26 protein-coding genes are annotated in these 23,469 nt (G+C 49.0%); 11 read left to right on the top strand and 15 right to left on the bottom strand.

The features are described from left to right. The first annotated feature begins 1 nt into the window (after window position 1). Both rfaF and rfaC read left to right on the top strand, forming a co-directional pair. Window positions 2-1,048, top strand: a complete 1,047-nt coding sequence (rfaF, locus tag OGY18_RS04505; RefSeq protein ID WP_148361323.1) for an ADP-heptose--LPS heptosyltransferase RfaF — start codon at window positions 2-4, stop codon at window positions 1,046-1,048. Window positions 1,049-1,051: 3 nt separating this feature from the next. Beyond that, window positions 1,052-2,014, top strand: coding sequence for a lipopolysaccharide heptosyltransferase RfaC (rfaC, locus tag OGY18_RS04500; RefSeq protein WP_063941156.1), 963 nt, complete (start codon window positions 1,052-1,054; stop codon window positions 2,012-2,014). A 60-nt stretch (window positions 2,015-2,074) separates the two neighbouring features. Here rfaC and OGY18_RS04495 read toward each other — a convergent pair whose 3' ends face one another. From OGY18_RS04495 to rfaQ, 6 genes are all read right to left on the bottom strand, one after another. Further along, window positions 2,075-3,181 (bottom strand): glycosyltransferase family 9 protein, encoded by a 1,107-nt coding sequence (locus tag OGY18_RS04495; RefSeq protein WP_057066870.1) that lies wholly within the window; start codon window positions 3,179-3,181, stop codon window positions 2,075-2,077. 71 nt (window positions 3,182-3,252) lie between these two features. Then, a complete protein-coding gene (locus OGY18_RS04490) occupies window positions 3,253-4,290 on the bottom strand; it encodes a glycosyltransferase family 9 protein (RefSeq protein ID WP_003827303.1) in 1,038 nt (345 codons plus the stop codon). Continuing rightward, entirely contained in the window at window positions 4,287-5,672 is a 1,386-nt protein-coding gene (locus tag OGY18_RS04485; protein ID WP_286552025.1) for an O-antigen ligase family protein, read from the bottom strand. The genes OGY18_RS04490 and OGY18_RS04485 overlap by 4 nt, the downstream gene beginning before the upstream one ends. A gap of 121 nt (window positions 5,673-5,793) precedes the next feature. Then, on the bottom strand, window positions 5,794-6,594 hold the full coding sequence (rfaP, locus tag OGY18_RS04480; protein WP_148361320.1) for a lipopolysaccharide core heptose(I) kinase RfaP: 801 nt from the start codon (window positions 6,592-6,594) through the stop codon (window positions 5,794-5,796). Next, window positions 6,587-7,711, bottom strand: coding sequence for a glycosyltransferase family 4 protein (locus OGY18_RS04475; protein WP_286552022.1), 1,125 nt, complete (start codon window positions 7,709-7,711; stop codon window positions 6,587-6,589). The genes rfaP and OGY18_RS04475 overlap by 8 nt, the downstream gene beginning before the upstream one ends. Then, window positions 7,708-8,775, bottom strand: coding sequence for a lipopolysaccharide core heptosyltransferase RfaQ (gene rfaQ / locus OGY18_RS04470; RefSeq protein WP_191235916.1), 1,068 nt, complete (start codon window positions 8,773-8,775; stop codon window positions 7,708-7,710). The genes OGY18_RS04475 and rfaQ overlap by 4 nt, the downstream gene beginning before the upstream one ends. 408 nt (window positions 8,776-9,183) lie before the next feature. Between rfaQ and waaA the strand changes: the two genes are divergently transcribed. Continuing rightward, a complete protein-coding gene (gene waaA / locus OGY18_RS04465) occupies window positions 9,184-10,461 on the top strand; it encodes a lipid IV(A) 3-deoxy-D-manno-octulosonic acid transferase (RefSeq protein WP_003827291.1) in 1,278 nt (425 codons plus the stop codon). Window positions 10,462-10,469: 8 nt separating this feature from the next. Next, window positions 10,470-10,949 carry a pantetheine-phosphate adenylyltransferase gene (gene coaD, locus OGY18_RS04460; protein WP_003024099.1) on the top strand — a complete coding sequence of 160 codons (480 nt, stop codon included), beginning with the start codon at window positions 10,470-10,472 and terminating at the stop codon, window positions 10,947-10,949. A gap of 38 nt (window positions 10,950-10,987) precedes the next feature. Here coaD and mutM read toward each other — a convergent pair whose 3' ends face one another. From mutM to radC, 4 genes are all read right to left on the bottom strand, one after another. Next, a complete protein-coding gene (gene mutM / locus OGY18_RS04455) occupies window positions 10,988-11,797 on the bottom strand; it encodes a bifunctional DNA-formamidopyrimidine glycosylase/DNA-(apurinic or apyrimidinic site) lyase (protein ID WP_286552017.1) in 810 nt (269 codons plus the stop codon). Between the two features lie 98 nt (window positions 11,798-11,895). Further along, the gene (gene rpmG / locus OGY18_RS04450) at window positions 11,896-12,063 is read right to left on the bottom strand and encodes a 50S ribosomal protein L33 (RefSeq protein ID WP_003024094.1); all 168 of its coding nucleotides are present in this window, start codon (window positions 12,061-12,063) and stop codon (window positions 11,896-11,898) included. A gap of 20 nt (window positions 12,064-12,083) precedes the next feature. Beyond that, window positions 12,084-12,320, bottom strand: a complete 237-nt coding sequence (rpmB, locus tag OGY18_RS04445; RefSeq protein WP_003024071.1) for a 50S ribosomal protein L28 — start codon at window positions 12,318-12,320, stop codon at window positions 12,084-12,086. Window positions 12,321-12,596: 276 nt separating this feature from the next. Then, window positions 12,597-13,262, bottom strand: a complete 666-nt coding sequence (radC, locus tag OGY18_RS04440; protein ID WP_286552015.1) for a RadC family protein — start codon at window positions 13,260-13,262, stop codon at window positions 12,597-12,599. 171 nt (window positions 13,263-13,433) lie between these two features. Between radC and coaBC the strand changes: the two genes are divergently transcribed. From coaBC to slmA, 3 genes are all read left to right on the top strand, one after another. Next, window positions 13,434-14,654: a bifunctional phosphopantothenoylcysteine decarboxylase/phosphopantothenate--cysteine ligase CoaBC gene (gene coaBC / locus OGY18_RS04435; RefSeq protein WP_122973903.1), complete on the top strand. Its 1,221-nt coding sequence runs from the start codon at window positions 13,434-13,436 to the stop codon at window positions 14,652-14,654. Then, a complete protein-coding gene (gene dut / locus OGY18_RS04430; protein ID WP_006687626.1) occupies window positions 14,632-15,090 on the top strand; it encodes a dUTP diphosphatase in 459 nt (152 codons plus the stop codon). The genes coaBC and dut overlap by 23 nt, the downstream gene beginning before the upstream one ends. 116 nt (window positions 15,091-15,206) lie before the next feature. Next, window positions 15,207-15,803, top strand: coding sequence for a nucleoid occlusion factor SlmA (gene slmA / locus OGY18_RS04425; protein WP_003827257.1), 597 nt, complete (start codon window positions 15,207-15,209; stop codon window positions 15,801-15,803). 66 nt (window positions 15,804-15,869) lie between these two features. On the opposite strand, the gene pyrE is transcribed toward slmA, so the two are convergent. Next, the gene (gene pyrE, locus OGY18_RS04420; protein WP_003837602.1) at window positions 15,870-16,511 is read right to left on the bottom strand and encodes an orotate phosphoribosyltransferase; all 642 of its coding nucleotides are present in this window, start codon (window positions 16,509-16,511) and stop codon (window positions 15,870-15,872) included. A gap of 65 nt (window positions 16,512-16,576) precedes the next feature. Further along, window positions 16,577-17,293: a ribonuclease PH gene (gene rph / locus OGY18_RS04415; protein WP_003024054.1), complete on the bottom strand. Its 717-nt coding sequence runs from the start codon at window positions 17,291-17,293 to the stop codon at window positions 16,577-16,579. Window positions 17,294-17,418: 125 nt separating this feature from the next. Between rph and OGY18_RS04410 the strand changes: the two genes are divergently transcribed. Next, window positions 17,419-18,282, top strand: coding sequence for a YicC/YloC family endoribonuclease (locus tag OGY18_RS04410; RefSeq protein WP_003024052.1), 864 nt, complete (start codon window positions 17,419-17,421; stop codon window positions 18,280-18,282). Window positions 18,283-18,384: 102 nt separating this feature from the next. On the opposite strand, the gene OGY18_RS04405 is transcribed toward OGY18_RS04410, so the two are convergent. Both OGY18_RS04405 and OGY18_RS04400 read right to left on the bottom strand, forming a co-directional pair. Beyond that, window positions 18,385-18,825: a hypothetical protein gene (locus OGY18_RS04405; protein WP_149335520.1), complete on the bottom strand. Its 441-nt coding sequence runs from the start codon at window positions 18,823-18,825 to the stop codon at window positions 18,385-18,387. A gap of 13 nt (window positions 18,826-18,838) precedes the next feature. Continuing rightward, on the bottom strand, window positions 18,839-19,510 hold the full coding sequence (locus OGY18_RS04400) for a hypothetical protein (RefSeq protein ID WP_286552012.1): 672 nt from the start codon (window positions 19,508-19,510) through the stop codon (window positions 18,839-18,841). Window positions 19,511-19,954: 444 nt separating this feature from the next. On the opposite strand from OGY18_RS04400, the gene OGY18_RS04395 reads away from it, so the two are divergent. Next, entirely contained in the window at window positions 19,955-20,572 is a 618-nt protein-coding gene (locus OGY18_RS04395; RefSeq protein ID WP_003024049.1) for a trimeric intracellular cation channel family protein, read from the top strand. Here OGY18_RS04395 and ligB read toward each other — a convergent pair. Further along, on the bottom strand, window positions 20,569-22,248 hold the full coding sequence (gene ligB / locus OGY18_RS04390) for an NAD-dependent DNA ligase LigB (protein WP_286552010.1): 1,680 nt from the start codon (window positions 22,246-22,248) through the stop codon (window positions 20,569-20,571). The two genes, OGY18_RS04395 and ligB, sit on opposite strands and share 4 nt — an antisense overlap. Window positions 22,249-22,509: 261 nt before the next feature. Here ligB and gmk point away from each other — a divergent pair, with 261 nt between their 5' ends. Together gmk and rpoZ are read left to right on the top strand one after the other, a co-directional pair. After that, window positions 22,510-23,133, top strand: coding sequence for a guanylate kinase (gene gmk / locus OGY18_RS04385; RefSeq protein WP_003024042.1), 624 nt, complete (start codon window positions 22,510-22,512; stop codon window positions 23,131-23,133). A gap of 54 nt (window positions 23,134-23,187) precedes the next feature. Next, window positions 23,188-23,463: a DNA-directed RNA polymerase subunit omega gene (rpoZ, locus tag OGY18_RS04380; RefSeq protein ID WP_000135058.1), complete on the top strand. Its 276-nt coding sequence runs from the start codon at window positions 23,188-23,190 to the stop codon at window positions 23,461-23,463. Window positions 23,464-23,469: the final 6 nt, after the last annotated feature.

The raw sequence follows: 23,469 nt of genomic DNA, 5'->3' as shown, positions 1-23,469 counted from the left end.
TATGAAAATTTTGGTGGTTGGCCCGTCTTGGGTGGGCGACATGATGATGTCGCAAAGTCTCTATCGCACGCTCAAGGCGCGCTATCCCCAGGCGATAATCGACGTGATGGCACCTGCATGGTGCCGTCCGTTATTGTCGCGCATGCCAGAAGTCAACGAAGCTATCGCCATGCCGTTGGGGCACGGCGCGCTGGAGATCGGCGAGCGCCGTAAACTCGGCCACAGTCTGCGTGAGAAGCGCTATGACCGCGCTTTTGTGCTGCCTAACTCGTTTAAATCCGCTCTGGTGCCGTTCTTTGCGGGTATTCCCCATCGTACAGGTTGGCGTGGCGAGATGCGCTACGGTCTGCTAAACGATGCGCGCGTACTGGATAAAGACGCATGGCCACTGATGGTCGAGCGCTATGTGGCTCTGGCTTATGATAAAGGCGTGATGCTGACGGCCAAAGATTTGCCGCAGCCTCTGCTATGGCCGCAGTTGCAGGTCAGCGAAGGCGAGAAATCACTGACCTGTAGTCAGTTTTCCCTCTCTGCCGAACGCCCCATCATCGGCTTTTGCCCTGGCGCGGAATTTGGTCCGGCGAAACGCTGGCCACATTACCACTATGCAGAACTGGCAAAGCAGCTGATCGATGAAGGCCATCAGATTGTGCTGTTTGGCTCAGCAAAAGACCATGAAGCCGGCAATGAGATCCTGGCGACGCTGAGCGTTGAACAGCAGGCATGGTGCCGTAATCTGGCGGGCGAAACACAGCTGGAGCAGGCCGTCATCCTTCTCGCAGCCTGCAAAGCGGTGGTCACCAACGACTCTGGATTAATGCACGTGGCCGCGGCGCTGAACCGTCCACTGGTCGCATTGTATGGTCCAAGCAGCCCGGATTTTACGCCTCCGCTTTCCCACAAGGCGCGTGTCATTCGCCTGATTACGGGTTATCACAAAGTGCGTAAGGGTGATGCGGCAGAAGGCTATCATCAGAGCCTGATTGACATTACACCCCAGCGCGTACTGGAAGAACTCAACGATCTGTTGTTACAAGAGGAAGCCTGACGGATGCGGGTTCTGATCGTTAAAACGTCGTCTATGGGCGATGTACTGCATACGTTGCCCGCATTAACCGATGCTCAGCAGGCTATTCCGGGTATTCAATTTGATTGGGTGGTGGAAGAAGGGTTCGCTCAAATCCCCTCCTGGCATTCAGCCGTTGACCGGGTTATTCCAGTGGCGATCCGTCGCTGGCGTAAAGCCTGGTTTTCAGCGCCGATTAAAGCCGAGCGTAAAGCGTTTCGTGATGCGGTGCGTTTACAGCAGTATGACGCGATAATCGATGCTCAGGGTTTGGTTAAAAGCGCGGCGTTGGTGACACGTCTGGCACGTGGCATCAAGCATGGTATGGACTGGAGCACAGCCCGCGAACCGCTGGCAAGTCTGTTTTATAATCGCAAACATCACATAGCCAAACAGCAGCACGCGGTAGAACGTACGCGTGAATTGTTCGCCAAAAGCTTGGGATATGTTAAACCGCAGTCGCAGGGTGATTACGCGATTGCGCAGCATTTTGTAAAACAGCAAACGTCCAATTCGCAGCCCTACGCTGTATTTTTACATGCGACCACGCGAGATGATAAACATTGGACAGAAGCACACTGGCGGGACCTTATTACGCTGATACCGAAGACAGGGATTCGCATTAAACTTCCCTGGGGAGCAGCGCATGAAGAGGAAAGAGCAAGAAGAATTGCGAAAGGATTTGATAATGTCGATGTATTGCCAAGGATGAGTCTTGAGGAAATTGCGCGTATCCTCGCCGGTGCTGAATTTGTAGTTTCGGTTGATACAGGCCTTAGTCATCTGACCGCCGCGCTCAATCGCCCAAACGTTACGCTGTATGGTCCCACCGACCCAGGGCTCATTGGTGGCTACGGTAAGAATCAGTTAACGTGCATTGCTCCGGAAGGAAAACTGTCGTTACTCACCGCTCAGCAAGTACTAACACACCTACCGTCCGACGTATAACCCCCCGACTCGGGACGGGGGCTCTGCACGCTTATCAGAACATGCAGAGCATCGGTAAGCTTACTGTAGGAATGGTTTTACATGCGCCATGATCTCTTCGCAACTCACCTTCTCTAGCGCTGAACGATACTTAATTTCATCCAGCGTCGTATAGGCTTTGTAAACCACCTTGTGCAATTGAGGGTCCTGATAGGGGCCATAAAGATAAGGTGAGGTGATCACATACATACTCACCGTCGGTACCCGCATTGCCACGGCAAGGTGCATAGGTCCTGTATCAGATGTTACCAGCAGGTCCATATTCTTCACTTCCTGAATAAGCCCTTTAAGCGTCGTTTTACCGATAAGTGGCTTTACGCGGTCATGAAAGCGGCTATCCAGCTTTTGCAAAAATTCGTCCTGCAGAGGCACTTCATTCGGCGCGCCAATCAGGACGACACGCACATCATCATGAGCAAAAAGTTGGTTTGCGAAAGTGACAAATCGCTCAACAGGCCAGCATTTCTTAAAGGATGATGCTCCCATTTGAAAACCAATCCAACGCAGCTTTGAATCTTCCTCGCTCACCGTACGTTCGACAGGAAACGGCAGGTGCATACTGTTGTCTGGCTTTTCATTCAGCAACGGCATGATAAGCTCCAGCTTTCGCTGAATAGTATGCCCAACGAATTTACTGATTCTGTTGGTTGCCCATTTACTTACGAGTGGGATGTCCTGCTTATCGTTATCCACAAAGACATACTTTGTGCCAGCAATAATGGCGCTAAGGAAATCATAAGGTGTATGTGAGTGAAGAATTACCGTCAGGTCTGGCGTTCCACGTTTCTTGATCTCTTTAACCAATGCCGGGAGGGTAGTGAGTTTATTATCCCATGAGATAAGATCGTCCCAGTCACTCCCCCCTTTGAGGAAGTCATACATCTTTTTGTGGCAAATCAGGGTGATTGTCGCAGAAGGATATGTCTGGCGGAGCGCATGAATTGCTGGAGAGTTCATCATGAAATCACCCAGCGCCGTTGAAGAATAAATCAGGATATTCTTCAGCTGATTTTTATCCTGATTTTCAAATTCTTGCTGACTAAAAGAAAAATCTTTCTTACGGGTGTATATCATTAAAAAAAGATTAACCAGTAATAGCTGAATTTTTTTTCTCAATGCTCTAATCATTAAATAAAACCTATTTAATCTATCGCCAGATAGAGATCAATATATCAACTTATCTATAGCAATAAGTAAACTTATGCTTCATCCATTGCCGTATTTTTACGCACTTGCTCCTGCAGACTTACAAACCGCGTAAATACATCATCGACGCTAATATTGCGAGCATCATAATCTTTTCCTTGCAGCATTTCGTACGGCACACCCCATGGCGTCCATAGCCATGCAGCCTTGTTGCCGAACAGCGCCACCACTGGTTTGCGCACCCCAGCAGCAATATGCAAGGCACCGCCGTCGCTGGTCACAATCTGATCGCATAGTGACATACCGGCCATCAGCTCACGAACGCTATTCGTTCTTACTGGAATAATCGGCAGATCGGCACATTGCGCGCTGATAAAATCAGCCTTATCATCATCACCGGGATGTAATTTATTATCTGATTTTCCTGGAGACCAGAATAACATAATATGGCACGCCTGTATGGCTGCAAGTTTATGAGCAAGCTCAACAAACTTTTCTTTTTGCCATTGTTGTTCTTCTCTTCGGGAACTTATCTGCAACCCATAAACAGGTAAATTATCCTGTGGAAATTCTATCTTTGCTTTTATATCAGCCAGTTCTTGTGGTGTGACATACAGCTCCAGCGGACCTGGTTTAGAAGTACAGCCTAGCGGTCCCGTTAATCTATTCAATAAATTGACCAGATGAAGCTGCTCCTGAGTTTCAGGAATAGCATCGGTGACAATGTCCGGGCAGTCATTACCAATAGCGATAATTCTTTTAGCACCTGCTAATTTTGCCCACTGTAAAGGTCGTTTATCCCAATGCTCTTTGGCAATAATCGCGACATCATATTTAGCACGACGCAGATCGATAATCGTCTTCAGGCGCTGAAACAATACCTTAAGGCTAGATGTGCCTTTAGAACGGTGGTGCAGCTTGCTGTATAAGAAAACTTTACCTACATGAGGATTATTTTCGATAATCGATTGATTGTAGGTGTTAACCAACAAATCAACTTTACAATTCATGTCTTTTGCAATAGTCGAGATCAGCGGCGTTGTCAGTATCAAGTCGCCAATATTATCTCTACGAATAATTAAAACTTTCATTTTTTAGCCCGTGATATTTTATTACTCGTAAAGATCAGACCCAGCATTAAACCTGATAACGCAAGGTTTTGCTCAAGGTAGTGATCGCGCATCATGTTATCTACACCACTACGGAACAAGAAGCTCACCGTGAAAAGAGACAAGTACAGACCCGGAATTATTAAATCACGAGAGAATGCACGCCAGCCAATAAGGATCATCAACATGACGAATGCCAGCCAGTTGATAAGCCCAAGGACACCGTTCTGAAGCGCGACATCAATCAACCCGTAATGGCTGTTAGATTGCTGAATAATAGGGTCGTAATATTTTTCCTGCAGAAGCACTAAGAATGCATCTTTTCGCGGACCCGCACCAAACGGATATTCAGCGATCAGTTCGTTCCCCTGACGGAAAAACGATGCCCGGCAACTATTCGAGTCATCCATTATGCGGCCAGTGCTGTCCTGCATCAACGGGCCATCAAAACCGTTATAGCAACGACTGTGCATACCCAGATCCCAGCCAGCAACCATATCCATGCTTAGGCTTTTCCAGCGGGAGTCCTGATGCCAGGAAGTGTAGCCTATAATGCCTACTACTATCGTAACGACCAGTGCAGCCAGACAGAGCTTCGGCAAGTTCTTTCGGCTAATCGCTTTTAAGGCAATAAATACGCAGATAGAAATCGTACTGCCAATCAGACCAATAGTGCCCCAGCGGGTCTTCGCTAATGCTGAACAGATGAAGCACAGCAAAATAAAGGCAGCCATCAATTTGTTGCTGAAAATTAGATACTTACGACCCAGGAACAGTCGACAGGCAAGTTCTGCCAGTAAAATTCCCGAAACCATGTTTATCTGGAAGCTCATCTCGGTACGAGTTGGCACAATCCACGTCTCACCCCAAAGTATCGTTCCTGTCTTGATATAAAAATAGATATTCTGCAGCAGGTGAATAAATATTACCCCTAGAGAACACAGAACAACTAAAGACAATACCTTATTGGCCGTTACGTTTTTAAAATGATACTTACAGATTGGATACAAAAAGAGTCCAACAAAGAATAATAGCCCCGCACGCAGGTACTGTCCCTGCCAGCTGCGCAGCATTTTCCCCACATCAACTGCAACAAATAATCCATTGACCAGTGTAAATACGAGAAAAATAAGAATTAAAGCTATAGCATATTTCGCCAGTTGACTAAGCTCAATAGATACATATTTTCTACAAACGCAAAAGTATAAAGTTAGAGCTGCACTTAAATATATGGAGAAATTCCTATTGGCTGGCAAGATAGAATTCTGTATAGGCCAAACAAAACATAGAACACAAAATGAAACTAACAACAAATAAACTGCAATACCTTTACATGAGGTTTGCATTTGTGTATTTGAATTCATATAAACCCTATTGAAACAAAACCCGACACATATTTATAAATAAAAAATGCAAGAAGAGACATAGTATGAATTCATTCCATGAAATACAAATTCCATTTACAACATATTTTTACAGTTAAAATCACAATGATTTTCGAATTGTTCTTTCGCGAATGGCTCTGGCTTTTCCTTCAACCTGTTCAATGAACACACCCTCATTCTTAATAATATCTTTCAGGTTACGGTTGAAATATACCTTTAAAAATCTATAATAATCTCGAGTCGTCAATCCAATATTATCGGATGAAAAATAAAGTCCAGTAAGATCCTTATTACGCCAACGTAATGGCACTTTATTTCTAATTTGTGCCCGATGCAGATCGATCACCGAAATTTTTAGACTATCTTCATTTTTATCATCAAATGGAAGATGAAGTAAGAAATGGCAAATATAACAATCACGATGGTTAACACCGCCAAGATGCATCGCGCGAACCATATCGGCTACGCGTTGAATCAGCATTCTTTTTACGTGCGGATGCGGGGGTTCAACACTCCAATTCGCACAATAATCTTCCAGGCTAATAGTTGGCGTTAAATCTTCGGTAATGATAAAAGAGGTTTTCTTTACCGGATTCCAACCCGTTTCGCCAAATGCAACGCCATGCATCGTATCAACGCCTAAGGAGGCTAAACGGTGTATGGCATTCCACTCACGGTCGGCACCCAGTACCGGCATACGAAGTGACAGTAGATTTTTAATGACTTCTTTATAAGTGGTACCTCGGTGCCACTTCAAAAAATAGCTCTTATCAGCAACGCTAAAACGAAGTGTGCGACGGGTTTCTAGTTCCCGAAAGACCTCACCCTGAAGCTTTCTAACCTCGATGAATGGGTCTTTTCCCTTCCACAATGTGGCAAAGGGTTCATTTAACTCAACCATGCAATTCACCTGTAATAATATCCGCTACATGTTCTGGCAAACTATAAAGATCCTGCGTATCCGCATAATGCCGCGCATTTTTCGCCCACTTTTCACGAAGAGAACTATCCGCCAGGACCTTATGCAAATCGTCATCAAGCGCATGTTGCTCAAAAGGTTCACTCAATACAACACCGCATCCTGCCGCCGCTACGTGAGGTGCGTACCCGCAGACCTCCGTCACGAGCACAGGCAAACCCGCTGCGATAGCTTCAACCAGTACAATTCCCGCAGCTTCCTGCTTCGCCGGATGTAATAACACGTCCGCAGCCGCCATCAGATGTGCAACATCATCACGCCCAGCAAAGAAATGGACGTTCTCTTTCACACCCATTTTTTCTGCCTGTGCAGCGAATGCGCGAGGTTTATCCTGACCAACAACAAAGAGCTGGGTTTGACGACGGATAGCCTCAGGCAGTGCGGCAACAGCGGCAATTGAGCGGCCGACCCCTTTTCGTGAAAAATCAGAACCAACCTGCAACAATAAGAAGTGATCCGGAGTGATGCCGATGGCTTCACGGTAGCGTTCACGGCTACCGGGGGCCTGGCTACTGTATTTTCTATCGGGATAGATGCCGGGCGGAAGAAGCTGAAAGCGCTCGTCTTCCGTATGGTAATACATTTTAAAATCAAGGATTTGTTTTGTAGTCAGCATCAGCAACTTTGTCTTCATCCCTGGTTTAAACACAGCTTGCTCAAAGGCTGCGTAGTGACGGTATCGCGCCGTTAAGCGATACAAGAACCCCTTTTCTTTCGCTACCTTCGCCGCATAACACACATCCGCTGCGTAGTAATAATCCAGCCCCGGCATTTTATTAAAACCCAGGACACGGTCTGCCGGGTACTGAGTTAAATGCTGCTGAACCCACGTCTGATACTGTTTATCTCTTCCATGGTTGGAATGTGCGGTAACCGGGACATCAACGCACTCAAATTCCGCCGGGCGCTCCCCTTGCCAGGCTCGTGTATAGACTCGGACATGATGCCCGCGCGCCGCGATCGTTTTAGCGATACGCATAAAGTCACGCTGTAGCCCACCATAGGGAAAATATTTGTACAGACAGAGGGCAACAATCATTGTGCATTCACCTCAATTTCTGGCGCGTCGCCATTGAGCACTTGCCAGGCGGCGTTAATAACATCTTTCGCAGGGATCACTGACGGATATTTATAACTGCGGTCCAGCTGCTCTCTTGGCGGTACTGGCTGATAGTTTCCAGCCCATAGCAGCGTGACATTTTCCGCCCATGGCCGCCATGCGATATGATCCGTCGCGCCAAACAAACAAATGATAGGGGTCTTCACCGCTGCGGAAATATGCATAGGCGCGGAGTCAACACCGATAAACAACGCCGCATGATCAATGAGAGCAGCCAATTCAGGAAACGTCGTTTTACCCGCAAGCGCGGTGACGGGAGATAATTTGCATCCCTCAGCAATATCATGGATACATTCCTGGTCTTCCTTCCCAGGTCCAGAGGTCAGCACAACCGGATAACCTTGTTCCTGTAAGGCATCAATAACCTCACAAAATTTCTCGTTATCCCAACATTTAAAGATCTGACGTGCGGTTGGCTGAATAACCACATAGCGCTCACCCACGTTGAGCTGTTTTAGCTGTTCATGGATATTTTTCCAATGGGAAGGAGCGTAGTGCATGGACAGTTCATGCTTGAGTGTTTTAAGCCCAAGTGGATTCAGAATCGACAGGTTACGCTCGACGATATGGTCGCCAGTAATCGGCACAAGATGCGTAAAGCTCTTCTGCCAGAAAGGCTTCTGACGGTGCGGGAAATCAGGAGAAAGTTTTGTATCAGCGGACAAAAAGCGGACCAATAGTGCAACCAGCCACTGATCGGTCAAGTTGATTACTAAATCATATTGGTTTTGGCGTAATTTTTTTATTAATGAAATGAAATTAGCGATTTTCTTTTTTGTCGTGGCGTTTTTCTTACTGATTCCATATAGCGCATTAATTTCCGGATTTTCAGATAAAATCGGCTTTGTGTCTTCGTAAAGGAGCACATCGATTTTGGCATCAGGATAGTTACGTTTTAATGTACTGATGACGGGGGTTGTCAGCAGCATATCGCCATGAAAACGCATTTTAATGACCAGGATATTTCTGAATAACTTTTCCACAAGCGGCTCTTTTGTTGAGAGTGTCCGATACCGTTAAGCAAAAAAAAGCACGCTACCGCCCCAAGCTCAACAGTTGCCTGATTACTGATATCGCACTAAAATTTTGCGCGCTAGTGTACCACTTCTTTAGTGGCAATCCGATACGAATAAAAGTTAAGCACATTTTTCTTTTCGTCTTTCCAATCAATTCATTAGCGCAGATTAATGTCAACTTTAAAACCAATTTTGTTATCCTCTCTAGCCCCTGACTTTAATTTCAAAGAGTTACGCCAGAATGTAACTTAATGGTCTATCACACGTCAGATTGACCACTTTAGCGTCTAATTGGTCCCTGAATGGCAAAAGTAATAGCAAAGCACCGGGTAAATACATAGAATCCACAGCACATCCATTAGCCAGCTAACGCCCATGCTTGAGTTGCTTTACACCACATTGCTCTACCTTATTCAGCCTTTGATCTGGATACGGCTTTGGGTGCGCGGACGTAAGGCTCCGGCCTACCGTAAACGCTGGGGCGAACGCTACGGCTTTTATCGCCGCCCGCTAAAACCCGGCGGCATCATGCTTCATTCGGTTTCTGTGGGCGAAACGCTGGCTGCAATCCCATTAGTCCGCGCTCTGCGCCACCGTTATCCCGACTTGCCGATCACGGTCACCACCATGACGCCAACCGGTTCCGAGCGGGTACAATCTGCTTTTGGCACTGACGTTCAGCATATTTATCTGCCTTACGATTTACCGGATGCCCTGAACCGTTTTCTGAATAAAGTTGACCCCAAACTGGTGTTAATTATGGAAACCGAGCTGTGGCCAAATCTGATCGCGGCACTCCATAAGCGCCACATTCCTCTGGTCATTGCCAACGCACGGCTTTCTGCTCGTTCAGCCGCTGGTTATGCGAAATTAGGTAAATTTGTTGGCAGACTACTGCGTCGAATTACGTTGATTGCCGCACAAAACGAAGAAGATGGCGCACGTTTTATTACGCTTGGCGCCAGAAGCAATCAAGTCACCGTTACTGGCAGCCTGAAGTTTGATATATCCGTCACACCGCAACTGGCCGCAAAAGCGGTGACATTACGTCGTCAATGGGCGCCTCACCGCCCGGTATGGATTGCAACCAGCACCCACGACGGTGAAGAAAGCATCATCATTGCCGCTCATCAGGCGTTATTAAATCAGTTCCCGAATCTTTTATTGATTCTGGTTCCCAGACATCCAGAACGGTTCCCGGATGCCATTAACCTTGTACGCCAGGCTGGACTAAGCTATACCACTCGTTCTTCGGGTGAAGTTCCATCATCAGGTACTCAGGTTGTGATCGGCGATACCATGGGTGAGCTGATGTTGCTGTATGGCATTGCCGACCTTGCTTTTGTCGGCGGTTCACTGGTTGAACGTGGTGGACACAACCCGCTGGAAGCGGCAGCGCATGCTATTCCGGTGTTGATGGGACCACATACGTTTAATTTTAAAGATATTTGCGCCCGTCTCGAACAGGCAAGCGGATTGATCACCGTCACCGACGCAACTACGCTGGTGAAAGAGGTCTCTTCCTTACTGACCGATGCAGATTATCGTAATTTTTATGGCCGTCACGCAGTTGAAGTTCTGTATCAAAATCAGGGCGCGCTACAGCGTCTGCTGCAACTGCTGGAACCTTACCTGCCACCCAAAACGCATTGAGGCAAGTCATGCAAAAACGGGCGATTTATCCAGGAACCTTTGATCCTATTACTAACGGCCACCTTGATATCGTGACGCGTGCTACAAGCATGTTTGATCACGTAATTCTGGCGATTGCCGCAAGCCCCAGTAAAAAGCCGATGTTTACTCTGGAAGAGCGCGTTGAGCTGGCACAACAGGCAACGGCGCATCTTGGCAATGTGGAAGTGCTGGGATTCAGCGATCTGATGGCAAACTTTGCCCGTGATAATCAGGCGAACATTTTGATCCGTGGCCTGCGCGCGGTAGCCGATTTTGAATATGAAATGCAGCTGGCCCATATGAACCGCCACCTTATGCCGCAACTGGAAAGCGTTTTTCTGATGCCATCTAAAGAGTGGTCTTTTATCTCATCGTCACTGGTGAAAGAAGTTGCCCGCCACCAGGGTGACGTGACACACTTTTTGCCGGAAAACGTCCATCAGGCGTTAATGAGTAAACTGAAGTAATGCACCTGGCCGGATGCAGCATCCGGCCAGCAATGACACTATTTCTGACAGCGACGGCAATAGAACGTTGTACGCTGGGCGTGTTTTGTCGCAACAATCGGTGCGCCGCATGCACGACACGGTTCACCTTCTCTCCCATAGACCTGCAGCTCCTGGGCAAAATAGCCAGGCTTACCGTCACTTTGCAGAAAGTCTTTCAGCGTCGTCCCGCCCTGCTCAATAGAACGCAGCAACACCGCCTTGATAACGCGTACCAGCAATTCACACTCATCTTTCGACAGCGATGACGCAAGACGGTCAGGATGAATCCCAGCCGCAAATAGCGACTCGCTGGCGTAGATATTACCCACACCCACCACCAGCTTGTTATCCATCAACCAGGGTTTAATCGCCATTTTCTTCTTTGCACATTTCTGCTGTAGATAATTGGCGTTGAAATCGTCGCTCAGCGGCTCAGGGCCAAGATGGGCGAGGACATTATGTCCATCCAGTTCTTTAGTCCACAGCCAGGCGCCAAAGCGACGGGGATCGGTATAACGCAGAACTTTGCCGTTGCTCATCACTAAGTCAACGTGGTCGTGCTTGTCTGCCGGAAGCTCTTCAGGAAGGATACGCAAGCTACCCGACATCCCCAGATGAATGATTATCCAGCCATCCGCCAGTTCTAGCAGCAGGTATTTCGCGCGCCGCTGTACGCTGAGGACAGGTTGATCACTCAGCCGATAGATTTCCTCAGATACTGGCCAACGCAAACGACCGTTACGCACCGTCGCGTGCATAATCGTTGCTCCCACCAGATGCGGCTCAATACCACGGCGGCTGGTTTCGACTTCAGGTAATTCAGGCATAGTATCTCCGGCGGTATGTCAGGTCTCATTAATATGGGGACGGCCAGAAAACAAAAAACCCCGCCGAGGCAGGGTTTTTCTTTACATCAAAACGAAAATTATTTGATTTTCGCTTCTTTGTATAAAACGTGCTGACGAACAACTGGATCGAACTTTTTCAGTTCCAGTTTTTCCGGCTTAGTACGTTTGTTCTTCGTAGTGGTATAGAAGTGACCAGTACCAGCAGAAGAAACCAGCTTGATTTTCTCACGAATACCTTTAGCCATGATTTATTTCCTCTTAGTACTTAGTACTTTTCGCCACGGGCACGCAGTTCAGACAGAACTGTTTCGATGCCTTTCTTATCAATAACACGCATACCTTTAGCAGATACACGCAGGGTGACAAAACGCTTCTCGCTCTCAACCCAAAAACGGTGAGAGTGCAGGTTAGGCAGGAAACGGCGTTTAGTCGCGTTCAGTGCGTGGGAACGGTTGTTACCGGTCACCGGACGCTTGCCAGTAACTTGGCAGACTCGGGACATGTCTATTCTCCAAAAATCAAATTAGCTCGAGCTTCGTATGGGGTATTGGCGCCTCGTCAGGCTTCTCAGCCCGGTTATCGCAGTTCAATACACTTAATCTTTCAATGTTGCCTCGTCATTGGACGCAACAAGAATGATTTTGCGTATTTGCGAACTCTCGATTGCCAGGCCCAAATGCCAAACCCGAGATTCTCAAAGGTGGCGTAGTATACGCTGAGTCAGCGATGTGCTCAAGTCCCGAACAGACAAAGATCCCGATGGATCGCGTAAAGTGCGTTAAATCCAACCGCGTTCCGCAAAAGAAACGTACTCTCCGCGCCCAATGACCAGATGATCAAGCACCCGGATATCCATGAACTGACAGCATTTCACAACACGCTCGGTGATGAGTTTATCTGCTTTACTCGGCTCTGCACACCCCGAAGGGTGATTATGCGCAAGGATCACCGCAGAAGCATTCATTTTTATCGCTTCCCGGACAATTTCTCTCGGATGTACCTCGACATGGCTAAGCGTACCGGAAAAAAGTTTGCTGTGTTTAATCACGCGATGTTGAGAATCCATAAAGATCACCAGAAAGATCTCGCGTTCCTCTTGCGAAAGCTGGCTTTGCAGAAATTCTCGCGCCATTTCCGGACTCAGTAGAGCACGCTCCTCTATCACTCGCACTTTGTAGTAGCGTCTTGCCAGCTCCGCAATCCCCTTCAACTGTGCGTACTTCGCGATACCGATTCCCTGAACATAGCTAAAATCCATGTAATCAGCAGACAACAGGCCATACAGCGACTCAAAATGCTGAAGCATCTCTTTCGCCAGCGTAAGCACATCTTTACCCTGAATACCGGTACGTAAAAAAAGAGCCAGAAGCTCAACATCGGTCAGAGAACTGGCCCCCTGTGCCAACAGCTTTTCCCGGGGCATCATACTTCCTGTATTTTCCATGCTTCTCCCTCCTCTCGCGTCCGCATAGTGGCATAACACCGACGGTGAATCGACGCGCTGTTTTCACTTCTTCGTAGCGCCTCGCAAAGTGGAGTACGGTCAAAAGCACGACAAATTGCGGATTGTGATAAAATATCCGCCTTCTGGTGAAACCCAACAGGAAAGATCATGATGAGCCTGGCCGGTAAAAAAATCGTACTTGGCGTCAGTGGCGGTATTGCTGCGTACAAGACCCCTGAGCTGGTGCGTCGTTTACGGGAACGCGGCGCTGATGTCCGCGTGGCGATGACCGAAGCGGCAAAAGCATTTATTACTCCCCTGAGTTTACAGGCGGTTTCAGGTTATCCCGTTTCCGACAGCCTGCTTGACCCCGCAGCCGAAGCCGCGATGGGCCACATTGAGCTGGGAAAATGGGCCGATTTGGTCATCCTGGCACCCGCTACAGCAGACCTGATTGCTCGTGTCGCCGCAGGTATGGCCAACGACCTGGTGTCAACGATTTGTCTGGCAACGCCTGCTCCTGTTGCTGTACTGCCAGCCATGAACCAGCAAATGTATCGCGCTGCCGCGACTCAGCACAATCTGGGTATTCTTGCCTCACGCGGTTTGCTCATTTGGGGCCCTGACAGCGGTAGCCAGGCATGTGGTGATATCGGCCCTGGACGTATGCTGGATCCGTTAACGATTGTGGATATGGCGGCAGAACATTTTTCACCTGTCAACGATCTGCAACATCTCAACATCATGATTACGGCGGGTCCGACGCGTGAACCGCTTGATCCCGTGCGTTATATTTCCAACCACAGTTCCGGGAAGATGGGGTTTGCAATCGCGGCCGCTGCCGCAAAGCGCGGGGCAAACGTCACACTGGTATCGGGTCCGGTTTCGTTATCCACACCACCATTTGTTCAGCGGGTTGATGTGATGACCGCGTTGGAAATGGAAGCCGCTGTGCAATCTGCAGTGCAACAACAGCATATTTTTATCGGCTGCGCTGCAGTCGCTGATTATCGCGCTGAAACTGTCGCCCACGAAAAAATAAAAAAACAAGCGACGCAGGGTGATGAATTAACAGTAAAAATGGTCAAAAACCCGGACATTATCGCCGGTGTTGCCGCACTGGATGTTAATCGTCCTTTTGTCGTTGGGTTTGCCGCCGAAACAAATAATGTGGAAGAATATGCCCGGCAAAAACGCATCCGCAAAAACCTTGATGTGATCTGTGCGAACGACGTTTCGCTGTCTACTCAAGGGTTTAACAGCGATAGCAACGCATTACACCTTTTTTGGCAGGATGGAGACAAAGTCTTACCGCTTGAGCGTAAAGAACTCCTGGGCCAATTATTACTCGACGAGATCGTGACCCGTTATGATGAAAAAAATCGACGTTAAGATTCTGGACCCGCGCGTAGGGCAACAATTTCCGCTCCCGACGTACGCCACTTCTGGTTCTGCCGGACTTGACCTGCGTGCTTGTCTTGATGACGCCGTAGAACTGGCGCCGGGCGCAACAACGCTGGTGCCAACCGGGTTAGCTATCCACATTGCCGATCCTTCTCTGGCAGCGGTGATGCTCCCGCGCTCCGGGTTGGGCCATAAGCACGGTATCGTGCTGGGCAATCTGGTTGGTTTGATTGATTCCGACTACCAGGGCCAACTGATGGTGTCCATCTGGAACCGTGGTCAGGACAGCTTCACTATTGAGCCGGGCGAACGTATCGCGCAGATGGTATTTGTACCGGTCGTGCAGGCTGAATTTAATCTGGTGGAAGAGTTTGAAGCCACCGATCGTGGCGAAGGTGGCTTCGGCCATTCCGGGCGCAAGTAACCCGCAGAAAAGTATCCCATAGCGTAATAACGCAATAACACACCGCAAACAACAGTTTGCGGTCGCTGTGTGGATGCCTGCCTGGCAAGAGCTTATTTTCAGGGGTATTTTGTAACATGGTAGAAAAGCAAACTGCGAAAAGGAATCGTCGCGAAGAAATACTTCAGTCTCTGGCACTGATGCTTGAGTCCAGCGATGGTAGCCAACGCATCACCACAGCAAAGCTGGCAGCCTCAGTTGGCGTATCCGAAGCGGCATTGTATCGCCATTTCCCCAGCAAGACCCGTATGTTCGATAGCCTGATTGAGTTTATCGAAGATAGTTTGATTACGCGTATCAATCTGATTTTGAAAGATGAAAAGGACACCAACGCGCGTCTGCGCCTGATCGTTCTGCTGATTTTAGGGTTTGGTGAGCGTAATCCTGGCCTGACACGAATTCTGACCGGACACGCGTTGATGTTCGAGCAAGACCGTCTGCAAGGTCGCATTAACCAACTTTTTGAGCGCATTGAAGCGCAGTTGCGCCAGGTTCTGCGAGAAAAAAGAATGCGTGAAGGTGAAGGCTACACCGTGGATGAAACGCTGCTGGCCAGCCAGTTACTGGCTTTCTGCGAAGGTATGCTGTCCCGGTTTGTACGTAGCGAATTTAAATACCGCCCAACGGATGATTTTGACACCCGCTGGCCGTTGGTTGCCGCTCAATTGCAGTAGCGATTTCGTCTTGTCCGGCCTACGGGGTTACGTAGGCCGGATAAGCGCAGCGCCATCCGGCAGTTATTAAACGCCGTACGCTTCGCGATAGGCCCGTACTGCCACCAGATGTTCCGCCATCTCTGGTTTCTCTTCCAGATACGCAATCAGATCTTTCAGGGTAATGATAGAAATCACCTTGCAGCCATAATCACGTTCCACTTCCTGAATAGCGGAAATCTCGCCGCGACCGCGTTCCTGACGATCGAGAGAAATCAGTACCCCCGCCAGAGTGGCGCCATTCGCCTGGATAATTTCCATCGACTCACGAATCGCCGTACCTGCGGTGATAACATCATCCACCAGCATCACGCGCCCCTCTAGTGCGCTACCGACCAGATTACCGCCTTCACCATGGGTCTTCGCCTCTTTACGGTTAAAGCAGTATGGCAAATCTTTATCGTGGTGTTCCGCCAGCGCAACGGCCGTTGTGGTCGCAATCGGAATACCTTTGTAGGCAGGACCAAACAGCAAATCGAACTCGATACCGGAATCCACCAGCGCTTCGGCATAAAAACGGCCTAACAGTGCCAGGTCGCGCCCGGTATTAAACAGCCCGGCGTTGAAGAAATAGGGGCTTTTGCGCCCGGATTTCAGCGTAAATTCGCCAAACTTTAGTACCTGCTTGCTAAGCGCAAACTCAATAAACTGGCGCTGATACGGTTTCATGGATTCGCTCCTCATCTCACTTTATTACAGACAAAAAAAAGGCGACTCATCAGTCGCCTTTAAAATCAATTTTCTAACGCCGCCTTCTGCGTCGCTACAATGGATTCGATTCCCCCTCGAGCCAATGCCAGTAGGGTGAGAAGTTCTTCATGGCTGAACGGTTCGCCTTCCGCCGTGCCCTGAACCTCTATAATGCGACCGTCCTCAGTCATCACTACGTTCATGTCGGTTTCAGCAGCAGAGTCTTCAACGTACTCAAGGTCACAGAGTGCTTCACCGTTCACAATGCCCACGGAAACCGCGGCGACCATCCCTTTCATCGGGTTAGTTTTCAGCTTACCGCTCGCCACCAGCTTGTTCAGCGCATCAGCCAACGCAACGCATGCGCCGGTAATTGAAGCGGTGCGCGTACCACCATCGGCCTGAATAACATCGCAGTCCAGCGTAATTGTGAATTCGCCGAGCGTTTTCAGATCAACAGCAGCGCGCAGCGCGCGGGCGATCAGACGCTGGATTTCCATGGTACGACCGCCCTGCTTACCTTTTGCCGCTTCACGGGCGTTACGGGTGTGCGTAGCGCGTGGCAGCATGCCATATTCTGCGGTGATCCAGCCCTGGCCCTGACCTTTTAGAAAACGCGGTACGCCTTCATCAATAGAGGCGGTACACAGCACTTTGGTATCACCAAATTCGACCAGCACGGAGCCTTCAGCATGTTTTGTATAATTACGGGTCAGGGTGACGGGACGCACCTGATTGGCACTACGACCTGCTGGACGCATGATAAAATCTCCGGCTTGAAACGAATGTGGCTGCGCATTATACGGACTTCCGACTGTTATTCCTATCCTGACAAGACGCGGATGGCTATAATCCTCCCATCTCATCTTTAAAAACAGGAACGTCTATGATCCGCAGCATGACAGCCTACGCCCGGCGTGAAATCAAGGGTGAATGGGGTAGCGCCACCTGGGAAATGCGCTCGGTAAACCAGCGTTATCTGGAAACTTATTTTCGCCTGCCGGAGCAGTTCCGTAGTCTCGAACCCGTTGTTCGCGAACGTATTCGCACGCGTCTGACGCGCGGTAAAGTCGAATGTACGCTGCGTTTTGAGCCTGATGCCAGCGCGCAAGGCGAGCTGATTCTGAATGAAAAACTCGCTAAACAGCTCGTTAGCGCTGCTAACTGGGTCAAAATGCAGAGCGATGAAGGTGAAATCAACCCGGTTGATATCCTGCGCTGGCCAGGCGTAATGGCTGCCCAGGAGCAGGATCTGGACGCCATTGCCGCCGAAATCCTCGCCGCGCTTGATGGTACGCTGGATGACTTCATCGTTGCGCGTGAAACCGAAGGTCAGGCGCTGAAAGCGCTGATCGAGCAGCGTCTGGAAGGCGTCAGTGCTGAAGTCACAAAAGTGCGTGCTCATATGCCGGAAATCCTGCAATGGCAGCGCGAGCGTCTGGTTGCCAAACTGGAAGACGCCCAGGTGCAGTTGGAGAATAACCGCCTTGAGCAAGAACTGGTGCTGATGGCGCAGCGTATCGATGTGGCAGAAGAATTAGATCGTCTGGAAGCCCACGTCAAAGAAACCTACAACATTCTGAAGAAAAAAGAGGCCGTTGGCCGTCGTCTGGACTTCATGATGCAGGAATTCAACCGTGAGTCGAACACTCTGGCATCCAAGTCTATCAATGCCGAAGTGACGAATTCCGCGATTGAACTGAAGGTACTGATCGAGCAAATGCGCGAGCAGATTCAGAATATCGAGTAATTTTGCGTACCATACCTATACTATCGTAAAGCACAGGATAGCCTGCTAAATGCGGGCTATCCCTACCGCCAATAAGTGCTGATTGATATAAAATTGGAGTAATTATTTATCTGGCATATATTTGTCGTTATAAAGACTCTTCAGAATATCAACCCGAACAGCGTTGCTGCTGTTCATATTCACAACTGTCAGTACTTCATCAGATCCCCTGAGGCGCCAGCATTCTGCCTCTATATCGCATTTTTCCTGTTTTTCATAGCCCGCCATTGAGAGATATTCACTAATTTTCCACGTATCCCTGGTATTATAGAACGTCACACTCCATACATCAGCCTTAGGGCCAGAAATGTTCGTATAATTAAAGTCATACACTTGGGATATTCTCGGCATTTTTTTTAAAACTTTGGGAGTGTAATAATCATATTTGGCTTTATCAAACTCTGTATATTGTGCGTTACCTGCAAGTCTCATTTTAATATTAGGCCAGAAATAAGAGCTGCATATAGCTATTACCATCAGCACTATTATGACTGCCTGTTTCATATGTTTCCCTTTTTTACCAGTTAACGACCGTTCCATCTCTGGAAACTATTTTAACGTTACCAGAACTGAAGTCGCTGTAAGGTATCACTGTTCTCATGAATGAAGGTAAAACACCTTTTACAGGAAGAGCTAAAGCTGATTTCATCGGATCGGGAAATAAAATCGGTTGGAATGAGGTGTTTTTAAAAGAGCCTATTGGACCATAATAATCCCAACGTCTGAGGGCTTCCTCTTTGCTGACGGGCTGCAATAGCGGGAATGGGTTACTATATGAGAAGACGCGGTAGAATCCCAGCAAATCGGATACTAAATCCTCACCACTGAAACCGCTGTCGGTGTAAAGAAAAAAGGGGAAATTTGACTGTAAACCTTCAAAACGATGAGCAAGCGCCATCATCATGGAAAGCGCTATACTATATCGCTCAAATAAGCTGCGCCCTTTTCTAATTCTCCATCTGATAAACTTCCCAATTGTGAGGCCTCCTCTTCCCATGCTTTGAGTGTATTTTACATCGTAATAATCCTTTCCTGAATGCTCGCCTTGATGCATATCCGAGAGTAACTTTCTGACATCATCTCCTCGAGCGTGTCCCATATCTACCCACCCCAAAACTTCGGTGTAGATTATCCCGCTTCTTAAAATTCCAGCCTCTCTGCCATCCTGAATTTCCTCTCTTACGCTCATGTCTATCACTCCGACTCACTTAATGCTGAAAATTTTGCTGTAAATGCGCCTACACGCATAGAGGCGATAGCTGAGGGGAACCATTTTTCAGAATAGAAGCCGCTGCATATCAGAGTTTACTCAGGATGACGTCCCTAATGGCTTCTGGAGTGTCAACTTGTCCTATGGTCAGGGGGACAGTTTGATGAAATATCATACGTGGCTCGCCAGTAAACGGCGGCTCTACGCGTTTTTTCCGATGAGCATGTTTATAACCTCCCACTACGCATTATATTTTCTCATCATTTATCAACATCATTAATATCGTGATATCGCATATCATATGGTATTTTCGCCAAACCATCATTAGCTGTAGTTATTAAAATCACTTCACCTTAGAAAATCTCAATCGTGACAAGGCGCACAAATCGTTAACCTTAGCCCCCAGCAAATCAGGGGGAATACATGCTGTTACACGTTTTATATTTAATTGGTATTACTGCCGAAGCCATGACCGGTGCGCTTGCTGCTGGGCGTCGTCGTATGGATACATTTGGCGTCATCATCATTGCCACCGCGACGGCCATTGGCGGCGGATCGGTACGCGATATTCTTCTCGGCCACTATCCTCTTGGCTGGGTAAAGCACCCTGAATACGTCATTATCGTGGCGACCGCTGCGGTACTCACCACCATTATTGCTCCCGTCATGCCCTATCTGCGCAAAATATTCCTCGTACTGGATGCGCTGGGCCTTGTGGTCTTTTCTATTATCGGTGCTCAGGTGGCACTGGATATGGGCCATGGACCGATTATCGCCGTGGTCGCTGCGGTCACGACCGGCGTCTTCGGTGGCGTATTACGCGACATGTTCTGCAAACGCATCCCGTTAGTGTTCCAGAAAGAGCTGTATGCTGGCGTATCATTCGCCGCTGCTGTGTTGTACATCGTGCTGCAACATTATGTCTCCAGTCACGATGTAGTGGTTATCTCTACCCTGCTCTTCGGCTTTACCGCCCGACTGCTGGCGCTGCGCCTGAAGTTAGGGCTACCGGTATTTTACTATCGCCATGAAGGCCATTAAGGCATAAAGCCCGCGATCCGCTGAGCAGCTAACCAGTTGCTCAGCGCAGTGATTTCTCTATTCTCCAGCCACTGCATCACCTGGCGTGCCCGCCGCTCACCCATGAAAGGCAAGTGCCGCCAGCTTTGTTCACTGCGCGCCTGTAACTGCTGCCACGAACTATCCCGGCTGGCATTTAGCGTTGCCTGTGTTAACGGTATTCCCATAGCAATCACCCAGCGCGTGAACGGGAGATCGCGCGACAGGTTGAACTGATGCCACAGCTTCTCCCCTTTGATTACACCAAGTGTGGACTGTAACTGTTCCTGAGTTAACCCAAGCCAGGAAAAGATATGTTCAAAGCGATACACCTGGTTGAGCTTTCGCCATCCCGCCTCGCCGATCCCCTCCAGCCCCAGCACCTCTTTGCCACCCAGCCAGACCAGTCTGGCAACAAACTGTTCCTGGCACTCCGCTGTAGCATAAAAACAGGTTAATGAATTGAAGCGCCCCTCGGGGGGTATTGGCTTAGTACGCTGAGTGCTGCGCCAGACCACCTCGTCTATACGGGGTATCCCTTGTCCGGCCAGGCTCACCAGAATCTGATCGCCAGGCGCGATATCCCATTCATTCCAGCGTCGGACGGAGCCAATATTGACGCGCTGTACGCGTTTATCATCCAGCATGACGGGAGTCAGCAATGCAACCACCGCAATTTTCCCGCTTTTACCAACGGAGAACTGAATACCCGTTACCTCAGATACCCTCGTCACGGGAGGATGTTTCCACGCCGCCAGCCAGTCACCCTGTCCGGGTAGCCAATACTGTGCCCGTGGTTCTTTTGCCGTTCGCACCACGACACCATCCGTCACAAAAGGTAATGCTGAACTCCACCACCTGATGCGCGACTTTTCGACGTCATCCGCATTCTTCGCGGCCTGAGTATAGCGTTGCGTGTAACTGAACCCGGCAGCCGTGAGCTGCTCCAGTCTTTCAGACATGACCGCCGGACCATCAGGCCAGGCCCAGATAAAAATTGCCAGCGAGCGTAACATTTCCGGATTGCCCTGGCGCATCATCAATCCAGCAACCTTCGAGCGGGCATTCATTCCCCCGCTCTGCTTCTGAATATGCCCCTCTTGCTGCAAAAATATCTCACCCTGCAACGTACTGTTAGCGAGTTTCCCCCTGGTGGAATGTGGTACGGAAGGGATCTGCAGAACCTTTTGCGTCCAGTCTTCGCCTTGCAGGCCATTACCACGGCTAATCGCCCGTACCAGATTGCCATTGCGATAGACTAACGTCACCGCCACGCCATCCACCTTCGGTTGCACCCAGAGATTGCTGCGAGCGTGCATCCATTGCTGTAGCGCTTGCTTATCAGCAAGTTTTCGAACGCCCGTATGGGGAACAGGATGCGAGACGGTGCCACTTATTGGGGGCGCAGAAAGATCTGATGGGGCTTCATCGCCAAAACAGCGCTGCCATTGAATTAGTTGCGCATTGAGCTGGTCATAAACGCCGTCGTCTACGGCACTTTCCCCTTGTTTCCAGTAACTGTCATTCCACTGTGTAATCTGCTGCTGTAGTCGTGAAATTTCCTCGTTTGCCCTGGCAGGCGACCAGACGGGGCATACCGCCCATGCGGGTAGATACCCCATTAGCAAAACCAGCCCTATGCATTTCCATAATCCCATGCTATCTCCGCTGAACGATACGTTTCCCGGCAGGTATAGCGCGAAGTGAAATAGAAACAGAGCGGCAAAAATTCATCCTGCGAACAGCTTTCCGGACATTTACATGTATTGCTGCAAATCATCGATAAAACAGGAAACTGGTACGCAAAACGCAATAAACATGCGCAAAAAGTGTGACAAGGGCTACGTCACATAGCGGCTACGTGTATAATAAGCCCGTATGTAGGCTCTCTTTCGACAATCACATACATTAAGATACTCATGGCTCAAGGCACGCTTTATATTGTTTCTGCCCCCAGTGGCGCGGGTAAATCCAGCCTGATTCAGGCTTTATTAAAGACCCAACCGTTGTATGACACCCAGGTTTCTGTTTCGCACACCACGCGCGCACCGCGCCCGGGGGAAGTGCACGGTGAACACTATTTCTTTGTGAACCATGATGAATTCAGAACAATGATTGGCAGAGACGCGTTCCTGGAACACGCGGAGGTTTTCGGTAATTACTACGGCACCTCGCGTGAAACCATTGAGCAAGTATTAGCATCCGGCGTAGACGTCTTTTTAGATATCGACTGGCAAGGTGCGCAGCAAATTCGTGAAAAAATGCCGCATGCGCGCAGTATTTTTATTTTGCCACCGTCTAAGATTGAGCTGGACCGCCGCCTGCGTGGCCGCGGTCAGGATAGCGAAGACGTGATCGCGAAACGTATGGCGCAAGCTGTTGCAGAAATGAGCCATTACGCCGAATATGATTATCTTATTGTGAATGATGATTTCGACACCGCCCTGGGCGATTTGAAAACCATCATTCGCGCCGAACGTCTGCGCATGAGCCGCCAAAAGCAGCGTCATGACGCTTTAATCAGCAAACTGTTGGCAGACTGAACCCACATTCAGTATCATGCCCAGTCATTTCTTCACCTGTGGAGCATTTTAAGTATGGCACGCGTAACTGTTCAGGACGCTGTAGAGAAAATTGGTAACCGTTTTGACCTGGTACTGGTCGCCGCGCGTCGCGCTCGTCAGATGCAGGTAGGCGGAAAGGATCCGCTCGTACCGGAAGAAAACGATAAAACTACCGTTATCGCGCTGCGCGAAATCGAAGAAGGTCTGATCAACAACCAGATCCTCGACGTGCGTGAGCGCCAGGAACAGCAAGAGCAGGAAGCCGCTGAATTACAAGCCGTTACCGCTATTGCTGAAGGTCGTCGTTAATCACAA

Source organism: Citrobacter sp. Cpo142 (assembly GCF_030332425.1).
Taxonomy (GTDB): Bacteria; Pseudomonadota; Gammaproteobacteria; order Enterobacterales; family Enterobacteriaceae; genus Citrobacter; species Citrobacter portucalensis.
Note: the sequence above shows the minus strand (reverse complement) of the source record. Positions and strands in the feature narration are given on the sequence as shown.